Raw genomic sequence first — 14,168 nt, forward strand, 5'->3', positions numbered from 1 at the left:
AATAACCAGTATTCAAGGACGTTCCTGGGCTTCCCACACCGACTCGATCAGCCCACGGCTGGAGTCGTCGAGGGTTTCGAGTCCGCGATGCGAAGCGAGTATCTGCTCCGTCTCGGTGGCGATCTTCTTGCCCAGTTCCACGCCCCACTGGTCGAACGGGTTAATGTCCCAGATAGTCGCCTGCACGAAGACCTTGTGTTCGTAAAGCGCAATCAGCGCCCCCAACGTGGTCGGCGTCAGACGGTCGAGCAGCAATGTGGTGGAAGGCTGATTGCCCCGGTATCGCTTGTGGCTGGGGCGCGGCCCCTCTTCATTGATCGCCTCGTCTCCCAACATCAGCACCCGCGACTGTGCGAAGCAGTTGGCCAGGGTCAGGCGATGCTGCGCCTTGAGGTGCCCTCGCGTGGCGTCATCCTCGACCCGGTCGTAGCGGCGCATCGGCGCGATGAAGTCGCACTCCACCGGCTGGGTTCCCTGATGCAGCAGCTGGTAGAAGGCGTGCTGGGCATTGGGGCCCAGTTGTCCCCACAGCACCGGACACGTCGAGTAGGGGGTATCCTCACCTGAATTAGTGGTCGATTTACCGTTGGACTCCATCTCCAGCTGTTCGAGATAACTGGCGAAGTACTCGAGCCGACCATCGTAAGGCAGGATGGAATGAGCACGGATATCCAGGAAGTTATTGTTCCAGATGCCCGCCAGCGCCAGCAGCACCGGCAGGTTTTCCTCCAGCGCCGCTTCGCGAAAATGGCGGTCCATGGCGTGTGCCCCGGCCAGCAGCGCACGGAAGTTCGCCATGCCCACGGCCAGGGCGATCGGCAAACCAATCGCCCCCCATAGCGAATAGCGTCCACCGACCCATTCCCAGAACTCCAGCTGATTGACCTCGCTGATGCCCCATTCGCTCATCTTCTCGGGGCTGGCCGAGACACCGATGAAATGCTGACGCATGACCAGCGCCTGATCGTACTCGGCGGGCTCGTCGGGGTCATGGACCAGCCGCGTCATCAACCAGTCCCGTGCCGTACCGGCATTGGAAAGCGTATCGATGGTCGTGAAGGACTTGGAGGACAGAATGAACAACGTCGTTTCAGGATTGAGACGCGCCAGACAATCGACGAGCTGAGAGCCATCCATGGTCGAGGCAAAGTGAACCTCGATGGGATGAATATCGCGTGGGCGATAATCGGCCAACGCATGAGTCACCATGAGCGGCCCGAGATCCGACCCCCCGACGCCGAGGTTGACCACGTCGGTAATCGCCTTGCCGGTGGCGCCGCGCCACTGGCCGGCATGCATCTTCTCGACCATGGTTTCCATATGTGCAAGCGTGGCATGCACAGCGGGAACGACATCTTCGCCCTCGACCTCGAGGCGGGCATCCTCGGGCAAGCGCAAGGCGGTATGCAGCGCCGGACGATTCTCGGAGAGGTTGACCCGCTCGCCGCCGAGTAAACGCTTTATCGCTCCGGGCACGTCCGCGGCCCGGGCCACCTCGAGCAGCAACTCCAGCGTACGCGGCCGCCAGCGGTGCTTGGAAAGGTCGATGCTCAGGCCCGCGGCACGATGGGAAAAGTGCGCGTGGCGCCCGTCTCCTTCGGCGAACAGGTCCGCCAGGTGTACATCGCGCATTTCCCCGGCATGAGCCTCCAATGCCTGCCAGGCCGGATGCTGGTTAATTAACGAAGGACGGTTCATCAACTCTCTCCTTGATTGGCTCGAAAAGTCATCCCTGAATTCTTACCATGCCACGTACGCTTCGGTTCGTCATCTACGTTCGTAGCCGTAGTGTCCCGGTGAGATACATTTCCGAGACGATACCCGCGAGCAGATGCAAGCCTGCGCCTGGGTGCGTAGAATAGCGGCCTCTTTCGCAGTCAGGCAGCCCCCGGCCCTGCCACGGCTGCCCCACCGATACGAAACCGGCTTCCATGAGTAACGCATCTTACCGTGACGCGCTCTTTTCGACACCCCTGGATCGAGTCGCGAGCTTCTCCTTCGACGAGCAGGTCGTAGCCTGCTTCCCCGACATGATTCGTCGCTCGGTACCGGGCTACGGCCAGATTCTCGGCATGCTCGGCGTCATAGCCTCGCGTCATCTCCGGCATGGCGCCCATGTCTACGATCTGGGCTGTTCGCTCGGCGCCGTGGGCCTGGCCCTGGCCCAGCGGCTCTCTCCCGAGGCCTTTACCCTGACGGGCGTGGACCTTTCCCCCGCCATGGTCGAGCGTGCCCGAGCGGTCCTGGCCGAGGAATATCCCGAGCACGCCATGACCATCGAACAGGGCGACATCCGCCAACTGGCATACCGCCCCTCGGGCATGATCGTTCTCAACTTCACGTTACAGTTTCTCGCCCCTGCGGATCGCGACACCGTCATCCAGCAACTTTACGATGCCCTGGAACCCGGCGGTGTACTGGTGCTCTCCGAAAAGATCGTCGCGGCTGACGAGCAGGAAAATGCCTGGTTGGTGGAACGCTACCACGACTTCAAGCGCGCCAATGGCTACAGCGATCTGGAAATCAGCCAGAAACGCGATGCCCTGGAGAACGTGCTGGTCCCCGATACGCTCGAGAACCATCATGCTCGCTTGGCTCGCGCCGGCTTCTCGCGCAGCACCACCTGGTTCCAGTATCTCAACTTCGCCTCGATGATCGCATTCAAGGACGCCCGGTCCAGGGACGCCCAGTCTAGGGACGCCCGGTCTCGCGGGATTTCACCGGATGAGGTATGCGTCGATGACTGACGATGCCCAGCGCCGTCTCTATCACGCCTTCGTCGATCAGGGCCTGGACAGATGGCTGGCGCAGTTGCCCGAGCAGCTCGCGCGCGGGCTCGACCGTAAACGCCACGGCGACCTGCCGGCGTGGGAGAAGGCGGTAGCCAAGCTGCCCCACCTGCCCGAGGCGCGCCGTGTGCATCTGGATCGCGACACTGTCACCGTCGATGTCGCCTTGACGGCCGCCGAACATCGGCGCAGCGAGAATCTGCTGCGCGCGTTGATGCCCTGGCGCAAGGGCCCCTACCGGCTTGGCGGCATCGACATCGATACCGAGTGGCGCTCCGACTGGAAATGGCAGCGGGTCGCCCCGCACCTGTCCGAGCTGCGCGGGCGTCGCGTGCTCGATGTCGGCGGTGGCAGCGGTTATCACGCCTGGCGCATGGCCGGCGCCGGCGCGGCATTCGTCCTGGTGATCGACCCCTCGCCACGTTTTTACTACCAGTTTCAGGCGCTGCGCCATTTCATCGGCGACGCCGATGGATACCGCACCCATTTCCTGCCGGTCGGCATCGAAAACGTCCCCGAGAAGCTCGCCGCCTTCGACACGGTATTCTCCATGGGCGTGCTCTATCATCGCCCTTCGCCGCTGGATCATCTGTTGCAGCTAAAAGACGCGCTACGTCCGGGAGGCGAACTGGTACTGGAAACGCTGGTGGTGGAAGGCGACGCAACGACCGTGTTCATGCCCGGCGAGCGCTACGCGGCCATGCCCAACGTCTACTTCCTGCCCTCCTCGGGCGCCCTCAGTCATTGGCTTGCGCGCTGCGGTTTCGAAGACGTTCGTGTGGTGGATGAGGGGCCGACCTCGCTGGAGGAGCAGCGTACCACGCAGTGGATGACCTTCCAGTCGCTGGCCGACTTTCTCGATCCACAGGATCGCTCATTGACCTGCGAAGGCTACCCCGCCCCACGGCGTGCCGTGCTCGTCGCCAAAAAACCCTGACTCCGCCAAGCGCTCACCTCTACTTCACGCTTCAGCGTATTCCACGGTAGCGACGTTTTCGTCGCTACCGTTACCGCCTGCCTCGTCTCACTATCGCGTTCTCGCGTGGCGCATACTGGATCGTATGGGTCGTCGCTTGACGTGCCACATAAAATAAATAAAAATTATTATTGTTTGATACAAAGAATCATTTGAGGCCATTGTCATGGATATGCATCCCCCGCCTCGCCAGCGCCCAGCGAGGCTCTCCAACGCACCCTCGCAGTGCGCAACAACCGTGTCGACAGCCGTGCGCTGCTCGACGCACGGGGGGAGCTGATCATCGAGCATCACGGCAAACGCTATCAGCTGCGTGAAACCCGTAACGGCAAATTGATCCTGACGTCTTAAAGCGATGCCAAGGCCCGCCAGGTAGCCTTCGACACCCAGCCAGCCGCCATCTCCTGGGTAACACGCATGATAAGGGAACTTCAGGAACATGAAGCGAGCACTGAGTTGCACCGACACCCTGATGCTGGGCCAGGACACCCGCGACGACACTCCGCAGGAAACGCTGATGCCCTTGCGGACCACCGGCACCTGCGCACCGGCAGATCCCTTGCGCAAACCATTGATCGGCGATGTCAGTTACGCCCCTTCGCCGGCAAGGCTTGGTACCGCCACGACAGCATCTCGGCAACGGCGCAATCTGCTCGCCCGTCTCAGCATGCAATGGTGATTTCATCACCGAGGAGCCAGCCGATGCACTCTCTCCCCCAGACCCAACAGGCCATTCTCGAGGCCTTCGACGCCACCCGCGACAGCCACCCCCGGCTCCCCGCCATCGACGTCGCCAAGCGCCTGGCGGTCAGCGAAGGTGAGCTTCAGGCATCGCGTCTGGGACGCGATGCCGTCACTCTTCCTCTGGCATTTCACGCGCTCGCCGCGCGCTTTCAACAACTGGGGCGCGTCAAGGCGCTGACCCGCTCGGGCCACGCGGTGCTGGAACAGGAGGGACACTATCCTAGCTTGGAGGGCTCGTCACAGACCGGCCTGATGTTCGCCCCGGGCGGCCTGGATCTGCGCCTACACTTTTCGCATTGGCACTGGGCCTGCCTGATTCGCGACCGTTTGACTAACGGCAGCGGCGAGCGGCTCAGCATCCAGATCTTCGACCGCCATGGCCATGCCGTGCACAAGCTTTTCTCGCGGGAGCCCTGGCCACTCAAGGCGTGGCAATCGCTGGAGGCATCGGGCAATGAGCGCAGACCCGCCTTCACTCAACTGGCCAAGCCGGTGACGCGCCCTCTGCCCAGTTCCCCCGGCCTCGCCAGCGACTGGATGGCGATGAGTGATGTGCATCAATTCTTCGCGCTGCTCAAACGTCACGGTCTGCGCCGCAACGAAGCCAACGCGCTAATGAACGGCCGCTACACGCGCGGCCTCGTCATCACGGCACTCGAGCGCGCGCTGACCCAAGCCGCGGAGCGCGCGATTCCGCTGATGCTGTTCGTTGCCAGCTCCGGCTGTGTACAGATACGCAGTGGTTGCGTGCCCACGCCCCAACGTGAGCGAGACGGGCTCAGCTTGTTCGGCGAGGCGTTCACCCTGCACCTCGAGGATGCGGCGATCGCCGAAGTATGGCAGGTACACAAGCCTAACCGCGAGGGTGGTGTGACCAGCCTGGAGGCCTTCGACGCCGAGGGCGAATTGATCCTGCAGGTCTACGCCGAACGGCGCGAAGGTCAAGCCGAGCGCTCCGAATGGCGTGAGCTGCTGCGTCAACTCGATGAACGCGAGGCGGCGGCGTGAGGGGCACGCTGATCAGGGTGACGGTGAGCTGTTGGCTGCCATTAGCGGCATTTGCATTTGCCAATGTCGATGCGGCGCTCTTGACGCTGGCGCCGTAGAGGCTCTTGTCGAGCCACGGCCCCTTTCGGGACTCCACTGCCGGACACAACGACGCCCCGGCAACGCGTGTTGGCCGGGGCGTCGAAACAGGCATTGTCGTGTCGGCTAGCGCTTGAGCAGTTCGCGCACGTCCTTGGCCTCCCAATGCGGGAAATGCTTACGGATCAAGGCGTTGAGCTCCAGCTCGAAGGCTTGCCAGTCCACTTCGCCGCGGCCGCGGTACTGCCCGCCCTCACCTTCGGCGACGCCGCGCACCATTCCCGCCCCTACGGTGACGTTACTCAGCCGGTCGATGATGATGAAGCTGCCGGTACCCGGGCTGGTGCGATAATTATCCACCGGCACCTCGGCGGTCAGCTCCAGACGGCAACGGCCGATAGCATTGAGCGTGAGCCGCTCGGCCGGATTGTGCTCCAGCGTGTTGACGTCGAACTGATAGTCGATAGCGAACACCTGACCGGACAGATCGCGAGTCGCCAGCTTGATGTCGTAGAGCTTGCCGGGCTCGAGCGCGTTCTCGTGCATCCACACGATATCGGCTTCCAGAGTATGCGCCAGCGCCACGTCATCGCCCGCCGCGACCAGCCAGTCGCCGCGCGAGATATCGATTTCGTCTTCGAGGGTCACGGTCACCGCCTGGCCGGGCGCTGCCGTCTGCAGGTCGCCATCGAAGGTGACGATGCGCTCGATCTTGCTGGTCTTGCCGGAGGGCAGCGCCTTGACGGCCTGCCCAGGGCGCAGGAGCCCCGCCTCGAGCGTGCCGCAGTAGCCGCGGAAATCGAGATTGGGACGGTTGACGTACTGCACCGGAAAACGCAGATCGGAGAAGTTCTTGTCGCGCTCGATCTCGACGCTCTCGAGCAATTCAAGCAGTGCCGGCCCCGGCTCCCCCTCTACCTGATACCAGGGGGTGTGAACGCTGCGGTTGACGACGTTGTCGCCCTCCAACGCCGACATCGGCACGAAGCGGATATCGCGCGCATCGAGCTTCTCGGCAAACTGGCGATACTCGGCGACAATCTCGTCGTAGCGCTGCTCGGAAAACTCGACCAGGTCCATCTTGTTGACCGCGATTACCAGGTGCTGGATCCCCAACAGATCGGCGATGAAGCTGTGCCGGCGCGTCTGGGTCTGCACGCCGTAGCGCGCATCGATCAGAATCACCGCCAGACTCGCGGTGGACGCCCCGGTGGCCATGTTGCGGGTGTACTGCTCGTGCCCCGGCGTATCGGCGATGATGAATTTACGCTTGTCGGTGGAGAAGAAGCGATACGCCACGTCAATGGTGATGCCCTGCTCGCGCTCGGACTGCAGGCCGTCGACCAGCAGCGCCAGGTCGACCTTGTCACCGGTGGTCCCGCTTTTGCGCGAGTCTCTGGTCAGGGCGGCCAGCTGATCCTCGTAGATCATCTTGGAGTCGTGCAGCAGCCGACCGATCAAGGTCGACTTGCCGTCATCGACACTGCCGCAGGTAATGAAGCGCAGCAGGTCCTTGTTCTCATGTTCCTTCAGGTACTGCTCGATATTTTCGGCGATCAGGTTCGATTGGTGCGCCATTAGAAATACCCCTCGCGCTTCTTGCGCTCCATGCTGCCGGCCTGGTCGTGATCGATGGCACGGCCCGAACGTTCGCTGGTACGCGTCAGTAGCATCTCCTGGATGATCTCGGGCAGTGTGGCGGCCTCCGACTCCACCGCGCCGGTGAGCGGGTAGCAGCCCAGCGTGCGAAAGCGTACCGATTTCTCCTGCGGGACTTCGCCCTCTTCGAGCGGCAGGCGCTCGTCATCGACCATGATCTGCATGCCGTCACGCTCGACCACCGGGCGCTTGGCGGCGTAATACAGCGGGACGATGGGAATCGACTCGAGATAGATGTATTGCCAGATATCCAGCTCGGTCCAGTTGGAGAGCGGGAAGACGCGGATCGATTCGCCCTTGTTGACCTTGCCGTTATACAGGCTCCACAGCTCGGGGCGCTGATTCTTGGGGTCCCAGCGGTGATAGCGGTCGCGGAACGAGTAGACGCGCTCCTTGGCCCGCGAGGCCTCCTCGTCGCGGCGCGCCCCGCCGAAGGCGGCATCGAAACCGTACTTGTCCAGCGCCTGCTTGAGCGCCGTGGTCTTCATGATATCGGTGTACTTGGAACTGCCGTGCTCGAAGGGATTGATGTTGGCCGCACGGCCTTCCTCGTTGATGTGCTCGATGAGTTCCATGCCGACTTCCGCCGCCATGCGGTTGCGGAATTCGATCATCTCGCGGAATTTCCAGGTGGTGTTGACGTGCATCAGCGGAAACGGCGGCGTGCCCGGGTAGAACGCCTTGCGCGCCAGGTGCAGCATGACCGAGGAATCCTTGCCGATGGAATACAACATCACCGGATTACGAAACTCGGCAGCCACCTCGCGAATGATATGAATCGATTCCGCTTCGAGCTGCTTGAGGTGAGTCTGTCGTTCGGGAGAAAGCATCGCGGTCGGACAACCTCTCATGAAAATGCGTCCCGGCCGAGTCTTGTCAGGACTGCAGGGACGGACGTGGATACGCAATGATGCGCGTCGATGAATGCCTTGATGAACAGAGACGCAACAATAATGAGGGACACGTTACCGAGGGAGAGGTGATAACGTCAAAGAATTAACAACTATCTTTTTAGTCCTTCAGGATATAAGTCATTGCCGCGTCTATAGATCGACCCGCTCCACCCAGGTCTCCAGCGTTTCACCGCTCAGATCCACGACGCGAAACCCCACGCGCGACGCCTCATCCACCGCGAACTCGGCGGAACCGCTCAGAAACTGATCGGAAGTCGACGGACAGCCATAGACCGCCACCGTGCCTTGGCGAGCGGCAAATGCCTGATGAATATGCCCACACAGGATGGCCTTGACCTGCCCATACGCCGCCAGCGTCTGCCACAAGGCATCGCGGTCGGCGAGTCCGATGCTATCCATCCAACGCGACCCGATCTCCACAGGAGGATGATGCATGGCCAGCAGCACAGGGCGCTCGTCCTCCTCCAGCCGCCAGGCCAGATCCTGCAGCTGGGTCTGCCCCAGCTCGCCGCCATCCTGTCCGGCGATCCGCGAATCAAGGATCAGCAGCCGCCACTCGCCCAGGTCGAGCTCGTCGTGGAAAGGCTGCAATTCCTGCATGCACTCGGGATGGTCGTGATTGCCGGCAAACCAGAACCAGGGACACTCCAGATGCGTCAACGCTTGGCTGGCATGCCGATAGGAGGCCGGCGTCTCATCCTGGCTGACATCACCACTCACCAGCACCATGTCGGGACGCAGTTGCCGAGCCCGCTCGATCACGGCGTCGAGTTGGCGCAGGGGAAACCCCTTGCGCGACTGCGCCTCGGGATCGGCATGGAGATGGCAGTCGGTAATCTGGATCAGGCGCATCAGGCGATGACTCCCGATACGGCCTGCACGAAGGCATGGCGGTGTTGAACGATGCGGAGGCGCCAGCCTGGTCTAAACTCGCCTAACAGCATGTTATGTCTCGTTTTCTGTGTCGTACGTCTTGCCTGCATGCCGTTGGCACTTCCGACGCGGCGGATCAAGGCAGTTCCGGCACATCCAGCGCATGGCCATGCGCCAAGCCGTGCTCCAGCCACTCGCCGAGAAAACGGTTGAGCTGGAGCTTTTCGTCCGGCTGATGCATACGCGGGTTGGGATAGCGATAGCGTCCGTTGAAATGACGCTGACGCTGAAAATCGGTGACTTCCGCCATGCGCACATCGTGATAAAGATGCACCTTCATGCGGGGCGTCTCGATGATGCCATCAAGCACGCCACTCTGGGAAACACGCACCATAGTGGTATAGGGGGCACGTTCGGTCACTTCCAGGCACAGCGTACCGAAACGCGACCGACTGCCGGACAACGGTACTTCACGCACCTCGCCAGCTTTCAGGTCGCCAAGCAGCTGGTTCAGCCGCAGGTAGTTGATCGCGCACTCCGCCTGCAGGCTCTTTAAATCGGTGACATAGGCTGTTTTCGCCATAGAGTTATCTCCTTGCACGCAGTGATGCCCGTTCTCGGGCCAGCCACAAGAACCCGATCAGGGCCATGGCATTGTCGAGTCTTCCGGCTTCCAGAAGCTCCCAGGCGGCTTGATACGGCATGACGTGCACTAGAATATCTTCCTGCTCCTCTTCGAGTCCGTACACACCTCCCATGCCTGCACTATCGATCAGCCCGCAGAACAGCGTGACTTGTTCATCGCAGGCACCGGGGCTGGGATAGTAACGGTGCAGTTCGATCAGCTCGCGAATGCGACAGCCCGCCTCTTCCATAGCTTCCCGATGCGCCACCTCTGCAGGCGATTCACCCTGCTCGACCAGCCCGGCCACCAACTCCAGCTTCCAAGGGCCGCGAGGGTCGTCGAGCGCACCGGCGCGAATCTGTTCGATCAGTACCACCGCGTCACGCTCGGGGTCATAGAGCAGTACCCCCACGGCATCATGGCGGACATGCACCTCGCGCTCCAGCGGCTCGCTCCATCCGCCATTGAACAGGCGATGGCGCAGATGGCGCTTTTCCAGACGAAAAAACCCCGTATAAAGCGTCTCGGTCTCGAGACGCTCGACATCCTGCGCCCCAAAGCGAGGCTGATGAGGCGCGACAACATCCTGATCCATGGGGCCTCCTGACCGTCCGGTTCGACAACACAAAGTAGTCTATTATCCCGGCCCGGGCAGGCAATTCCAACCATCAGGCTGCATTAGGCCAGCGTCGAACGGCCAGCCCAGGCGCCACGTGCATTGGCGTCGTCAGCGGCGTTACTGCAGCTCGTTGAGCAGGGCGCGCGCCTGCTCACGCAGCGCTTCATCGGAGCGACGTCCAGGGCGTGCTTCGCCATCCACTGCCTGCCGGGCATGCTCTCGCGCCTCGTTGGAACGCCCTTCGGATTCCAGGTAAGTGGCATAATAGTAGTTGGTATCGATACCGTTGGGGCGAATCTCCATGGCGCGCTGGAACAGTTCGCCGGCCTTGTCGTCATCCCCGAACGCCACCGGCCAGCCCGGAGCGCGGTCATACAGCGCCGCCAGCGTCACATAGGCGGAACCGTTGTCGCCCTGGGGATCGATCTCGATGGCGCGCTCAAGCGCGGCGCGGGCCTGCTTGGCGAGATCGAGCGCCCCCAGTCCGCCCTTGGCCTTGGCCAGGGACGCCAGCACGACGCCTTCGGCGGTCAGCACCTGGGCATTGTCGGGATAGGCTGCGGCCAACTGCTTGGCCTCTTCGCTCAGGCTGGCTAATGCCTTCTCCTGGGCATCACCTTGCATCTGGTATTCGACATTGCCCCAGCGCTGCATCAACGGATAGACCGCGTCCTGGGCCGACTGGGCCAGCACGGAACCGTTCAATGCCAGACTGAGTCCGGCCACGAGCAGGGTACGGCGGATCATCATGGTGACTCTCCTTCGAGAATTGTTATTTGCCTCCGCGGCGATACCGCGTCCACCCAGAATGTAACGAACGTTTGAATCATTCTCCATGTGGCTTTCGGCGAAGACCGGATACGACAGCGCGGAAAGGACCAAAGCGCTTGGCCTAGCCCCCCGCCTTGCGTAGGGTAACGGCTTTGCCACGCGCGACAGGAACACCCCATGAAAGGCCGCAACATGACCCGCTGGCGCGACCCGGCCAAGGATCCGCGCCAGGAAAAGAAGAGCGATCTGATTACCCCCGAGGGTTACGCACGACTCCGGGGGATTCACGACCATCTGGCCCGCGTGCGCCGTCCAGAGCTCTCGGCCAAGGTCGGTGAAGCCGCCGCGCTCGGGGATCGCAGCGAGAACGCCGATTACACCTACAACAAGAAAGAACTCAATCGGGTCATCGCCCGGATTCGTTACCTGGGCAAGCGCCTCGACGAGCTGCAGGTCGTCGATCGTCTGCCGGCGGATCAGGGCCGGGTCTACTTCGGCGCCTTCGTCACTCTGGAGGACGAGGACGGTGAGGAGATGGCGATTCGCATCGTTGGCCACGACGAAACCGACACCTCTAAACGCTGGATCAGTGTCGACGCGCCCTTGGCGAAAGCCCTGCTTGGCAAGACGCTGGATGACGAAGTGACGGTGACGGCTCCCGGCGGGGAGACTACCTACATCATCACCGCGATCGTCTATCGCGAGTGAACCGGTCAGCGCCTGATGGCGTGGTACACCCGAAAACGGCGGTTGTCGGCGAGAATGCGGAATTCGCCGAAACTTGCCTCGAGCAGGTCCGGATACGGCAGAAAGGCGTTGGCGACCAGCGTCAGGCTGCCGCCGGGCCTGAGATGCGCCGGCGCCTCGCGAATCAGGCGTCCCGCCGGCGCGTAATCGATGGCCCGCTCCTGATGAAACGGCGGATTGCTGACGATGGCATCGAAAACACCCGGTGTCGCAGAGTAGACATCGCCCTGACAGACCGACCCTGTCACTCCATTGAGCCCTAGACTGCGCTGCGTGGCTTCGCAGGCAAAGGCACTGACGTCGGTGGCCGTCATTTGATGGCCGCGCCGCGCCAGGTTCACGCTGATGACACCGTCGCCGCAGCCTACGTCAAGCACCGACTCCGTGCCTTTCAGCGTCCCTGCCAGTTGCTCGAGCAACAGTTGGGTACCTTCGTCGAGCTTGCCGTGCCCGAACACGCCGGGATGGCTGGCCAGCACCACACCGGCCGCTTCGAAACGGGTCCAGAGCGATTCGGGGCTCTGCGTCACCGGCTGCGTCCGGGTCTCGAATAATGTGCACCGGCGTGCGCTGTCGAGTTTGCGACAGGCAAGGCCCAGCGCCGCCAGGGTTTTCGACGCACGCTTGATGCCGCCCTGATTCTCGCCTACCACCTGCAGCCGAGTCCCCTCGGGAAGGTAAGCGCACAGCGCCAGTAGCCACCACTCGCCCAAGGCATGACTCTTGGGCCAGAACAGCACCGCTCCCGGTGGCGAGCCCAGAGCCGGCGTCAGCGAATCATGCACAACATGCCCCCCGGCACGCCAGATGTCGCAGATGCCATAGTCGGCACTCCACAAGCGTCCGGTCCCGGATTCCAGCCAGGCGTCACGCGGCGGTGCGACCCACAGCCAATCGCAATATTCCTCGCTCTGGCGTTCGAGCAGCTGACAGGGGGGCGTTACAGCATTCATGGCGAGACTCGCAAGCTATATGTTCCGCACGGATGATACAGGCCCGGCCGTAAAAGCCCACCTTGAGCGGCATCACCTATCCTCTTTGATCAGCCGCTTCGACTTGCGTCCAAAACATCGCCAGAACGCGATGTGCCTACCATCAAGCGGGCTTATGGATGCTGTACAGCAGATAGCGTCCCAATCGCCAGTAAGGCTCGGTGTCGCAATAACGACGTTCAAGCTCGAAGAGCTGCTTCAAGGTCGCAGCGTCCGGCTCACGTTCGCGTAGATAATCGTGGAATACGCGAATGCCGGCGACATGCTCGATCTGCAATCCTTCTTCACGCAACCAGCCGCTGATCTGCTCGTGAGTCAGCGGCGAGATCGGCGTCAGCCGCTGGCGCTTGCCGGTCCCTTCGAGGCGGTCGTCGAGCGCCTTGTTCAGATTGCCCTTGACGATGTTGGAAAAGCGCAGCGCATCGCGATTGAACACCATCAGCGAAAGGTGCCCGCCGGGAGCGAGCAGCGCCGCCAACGCAGCGATGGCCGCACGCGGATCACCCAGCCATTCGAGTACTGCATGGCAGAAGATCAATGGCCAAGGGCCGGGAGCGTCAACGGACAGTGCCTGCAGCGGAGCTTGCAGCAGGCGTACGCTGCCGTCGGCGTCATGCCTATCCCCGGCCAGCACGACACGAGCCCGTTCCAGCATGTCGGAAGAGGGTTCGGCGAGCGTCACCGCGTGGCCGCGCCGCGACAACCAGACGCTCATCTGGCCCAGACCGCCGCCGACATCCAGTACCGGCTGTCCGGTGAGCGGCAACGTACGGGGCAGCAGATGGTCCAGCAGTACCAAACGCAACTCGCCGCGGGCAGCGCCATACAGGCTGGCTGCGAATTTCTCGGCCAGACCATCGAAGACGCGATCACTATGACTCAAGGCACCGCTCCCAGTTGAAAGCCTGCCAGTCTAGCGCCCTCCACCCCGCCGCTCCAGCCTCGCAGGCCGACGCCAGCCACACGCCATTGCCCGTGGACACGGGACGGTACTCCACGCACAATGCGCCATACCCTACGGGTTTATCTTGATCCATCAGCGCTTTATACTGTCCGCCATCCGCTACAGGCCCCCATAGCTCAGCTGGATAGAGCGGCCCCCTCCTAAGGGGCAGGTCTCAGGTTCGAATCCTGATGGGGGCACCAGATGAAGCTACCGTTAAGCGGCTCCCTCTCTTCCTTTCCTATTTACCGCTTCCTTTCATTGTCCTTCGGACACTAGATGTAAATCGCCCTCCAAGTCTTCTAAATACCCGGATACCCCCCTTCCTTACTTACCCTTCCCTTCATACCCTTTGGATTGGTCCTTTTCCCTTTCCCTCGAGGGATAGCCAGGCGGGCGTTAGCTACCCAGCATGATAAGTTGCGTAATC

Annotated in this window: 15 protein-coding genes and 1 tRNA gene; 7 read left to right on the top strand and 9 right to left on the bottom strand. The window is 62.0% G+C overall.

From position 1 onward, the window contains the following. Window positions 1-12 precede the first annotated feature (12 nt). Entirely contained in the window at window positions 13-1,698 is a 1,686-nt protein-coding gene (gene pgi / locus ACW4DH_RS02930; RefSeq protein ID WP_459634846.1) for a glucose-6-phosphate isomerase, read from the bottom strand. Window positions 1,699-1,931: 233 nt separating this feature from the next. Here pgi and cmoA point away from each other — a divergent pair, with 233 nt between their 5' ends. From cmoA to ACW4DH_RS02955, 5 genes are all read left to right on the top strand, one after another. Continuing rightward, entirely contained in the window at window positions 1,932-2,747 is an 816-nt protein-coding gene (cmoA, locus tag ACW4DH_RS02935; RefSeq protein ID WP_459634847.1) for a carboxy-S-adenosyl-L-methionine synthase CmoA, read from the top strand. After that, complete coding sequence (gene cmoB / locus ACW4DH_RS02940) at window positions 2,740-3,726, top strand: tRNA 5-methoxyuridine(34)/uridine 5-oxyacetic acid(34) synthase CmoB (RefSeq protein WP_459634848.1); 987 nt, start codon at window positions 2,740-2,742, stop codon at window positions 3,724-3,726. The genes cmoA and cmoB overlap by 8 nt, the downstream gene beginning before the upstream one ends. 264 nt (window positions 3,727-3,990) lie before the next feature. After that, entirely contained in the window at window positions 3,991-4,116 is a 126-nt protein-coding gene (gene hemP / locus ACW4DH_RS02945; RefSeq protein ID WP_459634849.1) for a hemin uptake protein HemP, read from the top strand. A gap of 88 nt (window positions 4,117-4,204) precedes the next feature. Then, window positions 4,205-4,444, top strand: coding sequence for a hypothetical protein (locus ACW4DH_RS02950; protein ID WP_459634850.1), 240 nt, complete (start codon window positions 4,205-4,207; stop codon window positions 4,442-4,444). A 23-nt stretch (window positions 4,445-4,467) separates the two neighbouring features. Beyond that, entirely contained in the window at window positions 4,468-5,517 is a 1,050-nt protein-coding gene (locus ACW4DH_RS02955; protein ID WP_459634851.1) for a ChuX/HutX family heme-like substrate-binding protein, read from the top strand. Between the two features lie 204 nt (window positions 5,518-5,721). On the opposite strand, the gene cysN is transcribed toward ACW4DH_RS02955, so the two are convergent. The 6 genes from cysN to ACW4DH_RS02985 all read right to left on the bottom strand — a co-directional run bounded on the left by cysN (window position 5,722) and on the right by ACW4DH_RS02985 (window position 11,035). Further along, on the bottom strand, window positions 5,722-7,173 hold the full coding sequence (gene cysN, locus ACW4DH_RS02960; RefSeq protein WP_459634852.1) for a sulfate adenylyltransferase subunit CysN: 1,452 nt from the start codon (window positions 7,171-7,173) through the stop codon (window positions 5,722-5,724). Beyond that, on the bottom strand, window positions 7,173-8,084 hold the full coding sequence (cysD, locus tag ACW4DH_RS02965; protein WP_459634936.1) for a sulfate adenylyltransferase subunit CysD: 912 nt from the start codon (window positions 8,082-8,084) through the stop codon (window positions 7,173-7,175). The genes cysN and cysD overlap by 1 nt, the downstream gene beginning before the upstream one ends. A gap of 213 nt (window positions 8,085-8,297) precedes the next feature. Then, window positions 8,298-9,020 (bottom strand): metallophosphoesterase, encoded by a 723-nt coding sequence (locus ACW4DH_RS02970; RefSeq protein ID WP_459634853.1) that lies wholly within the window; start codon window positions 9,018-9,020, stop codon window positions 8,298-8,300. 157 nt (window positions 9,021-9,177) lie between these two features. Continuing rightward, window positions 9,178-9,624 (bottom strand): DUF1249 domain-containing protein, encoded by a 447-nt coding sequence (locus ACW4DH_RS02975; RefSeq protein ID WP_459634854.1) that lies wholly within the window; start codon window positions 9,622-9,624, stop codon window positions 9,178-9,180. 4 nt (window positions 9,625-9,628) lie between these two features. Next, a complete protein-coding gene (locus ACW4DH_RS02980) occupies window positions 9,629-10,261 on the bottom strand; it encodes an NUDIX domain-containing protein (RefSeq protein ID WP_459634855.1) in 633 nt (210 codons plus the stop codon). Between the two features lie 141 nt (window positions 10,262-10,402). Beyond that, complete coding sequence (locus ACW4DH_RS02985) at window positions 10,403-11,035, bottom strand: hypothetical protein (protein ID WP_459634856.1); 633 nt, start codon at window positions 11,033-11,035, stop codon at window positions 10,403-10,405. Window positions 11,036-11,233: 198 nt separating this feature from the next. Here ACW4DH_RS02985 and greB point away from each other — a divergent pair, with 198 nt between their 5' ends. Next, window positions 11,234-11,764 (top strand): transcription elongation factor GreB, encoded by a 531-nt coding sequence (greB, locus tag ACW4DH_RS02990; protein WP_459634857.1) that lies wholly within the window; start codon window positions 11,234-11,236, stop codon window positions 11,762-11,764. A 5-nt stretch (window positions 11,765-11,769) separates the two neighbouring features. On the opposite strand, the gene ACW4DH_RS02995 is transcribed toward greB, so the two are convergent. Together ACW4DH_RS02995 and ACW4DH_RS03000 are read right to left on the bottom strand one after the other, a co-directional pair. Beyond that, complete coding sequence (locus ACW4DH_RS02995) at window positions 11,770-12,756, bottom strand: methyltransferase (RefSeq protein WP_459634858.1); 987 nt, start codon at window positions 12,754-12,756, stop codon at window positions 11,770-11,772. 142 nt (window positions 12,757-12,898) lie between these two features. Further along, window positions 12,899-13,678, bottom strand: coding sequence for a methyltransferase domain-containing protein (locus ACW4DH_RS03000; RefSeq protein ID WP_459634859.1), 780 nt, complete (start codon window positions 13,676-13,678; stop codon window positions 12,899-12,901). A 186-nt stretch (window positions 13,679-13,864) separates the two neighbouring features. On the opposite strand from ACW4DH_RS03000, the gene ACW4DH_RS03005 reads away from it, so the two are divergent. Continuing rightward, a tRNA-Arg gene (locus tag ACW4DH_RS03005) sits at window positions 13,865-13,941 on the top strand. Window positions 13,942-14,168: the final 227 nt, after the last annotated feature.

It is taken from the genome of Halomonas sp. WWR20 (assembly GCF_054602495.1).

Excerpts from the sequence above, each read along its gene's own strand:
- cmoA (WP_459634847.1), top strand. The coding sequence starts at position 1,932 with ATGAGTAACGCATCTTACCGTGACGCGCTCTTTTCGACACCCCTGGAT.
- ACW4DH_RS02950 (WP_459634850.1), top strand. The coding sequence starts at position 4,205 with ATGAAGCGAGCACTGAGTTGCACCGACACCCTGATGCTGGGCCAGGAC.
- cmoB (WP_459634848.1), top strand. The coding sequence starts at position 2,740 with ATGACTGACGATGCCCAGCGCCGTCTCTATCACGCCTTCGTCGATCAG.
- cysD (WP_459634936.1), bottom strand. The coding sequence starts at position 8,084 with ATGCTTTCTCCCGAACGACAGACTCACCTCAAGCAGCTCGAAGCGGAA.
- cysN (WP_459634852.1), bottom strand. The coding sequence starts at position 7,173 with ATGGCGCACCAATCGAACCTGATCGCCGAAAATATCGAGCAGTACCTG.
- pgi (WP_459634846.1), bottom strand. The coding sequence starts at position 1,698 with ATGAACCGTCCTTCGTTAATTAACCAGCATCCGGCCTGGCAGGCATTG.
- ACW4DH_RS02955 (WP_459634851.1), top strand. The coding sequence starts at position 4,468 with ATGCACTCTCTCCCCCAGACCCAACAGGCCATTCTCGAGGCCTTCGAC.
- ACW4DH_RS02975 (WP_459634854.1), bottom strand. The coding sequence starts at position 9,624 with ATGGCGAAAACAGCCTATGTCACCGATTTAAAGAGCCTGCAGGCGGAG.
- ACW4DH_RS02985 (WP_459634856.1), bottom strand. The coding sequence starts at position 11,035 with ATGATGATCCGCCGTACCCTGCTCGTGGCCGGACTCAGTCTGGCATTG.
- ACW4DH_RS02970 (WP_459634853.1), bottom strand. The coding sequence starts at position 9,020 with ATGCGCCTGATCCAGATTACCGACTGCCATCTCCATGCCGATCCCGAG.
- ACW4DH_RS02995 (WP_459634858.1), bottom strand. The coding sequence starts at position 12,756 with ATGAATGCTGTAACGCCCCCCTGTCAGCTGCTCGAACGCCAGAGCGAG.
- ACW4DH_RS02980 (WP_459634855.1), bottom strand. The coding sequence starts at position 10,261 with ATGGATCAGGATGTTGTCGCGCCTCATCAGCCTCGCTTTGGGGCGCAG.
- greB (WP_459634857.1), top strand. The coding sequence starts at position 11,234 with ATGAAAGGCCGCAACATGACCCGCTGGCGCGACCCGGCCAAGGATCCG.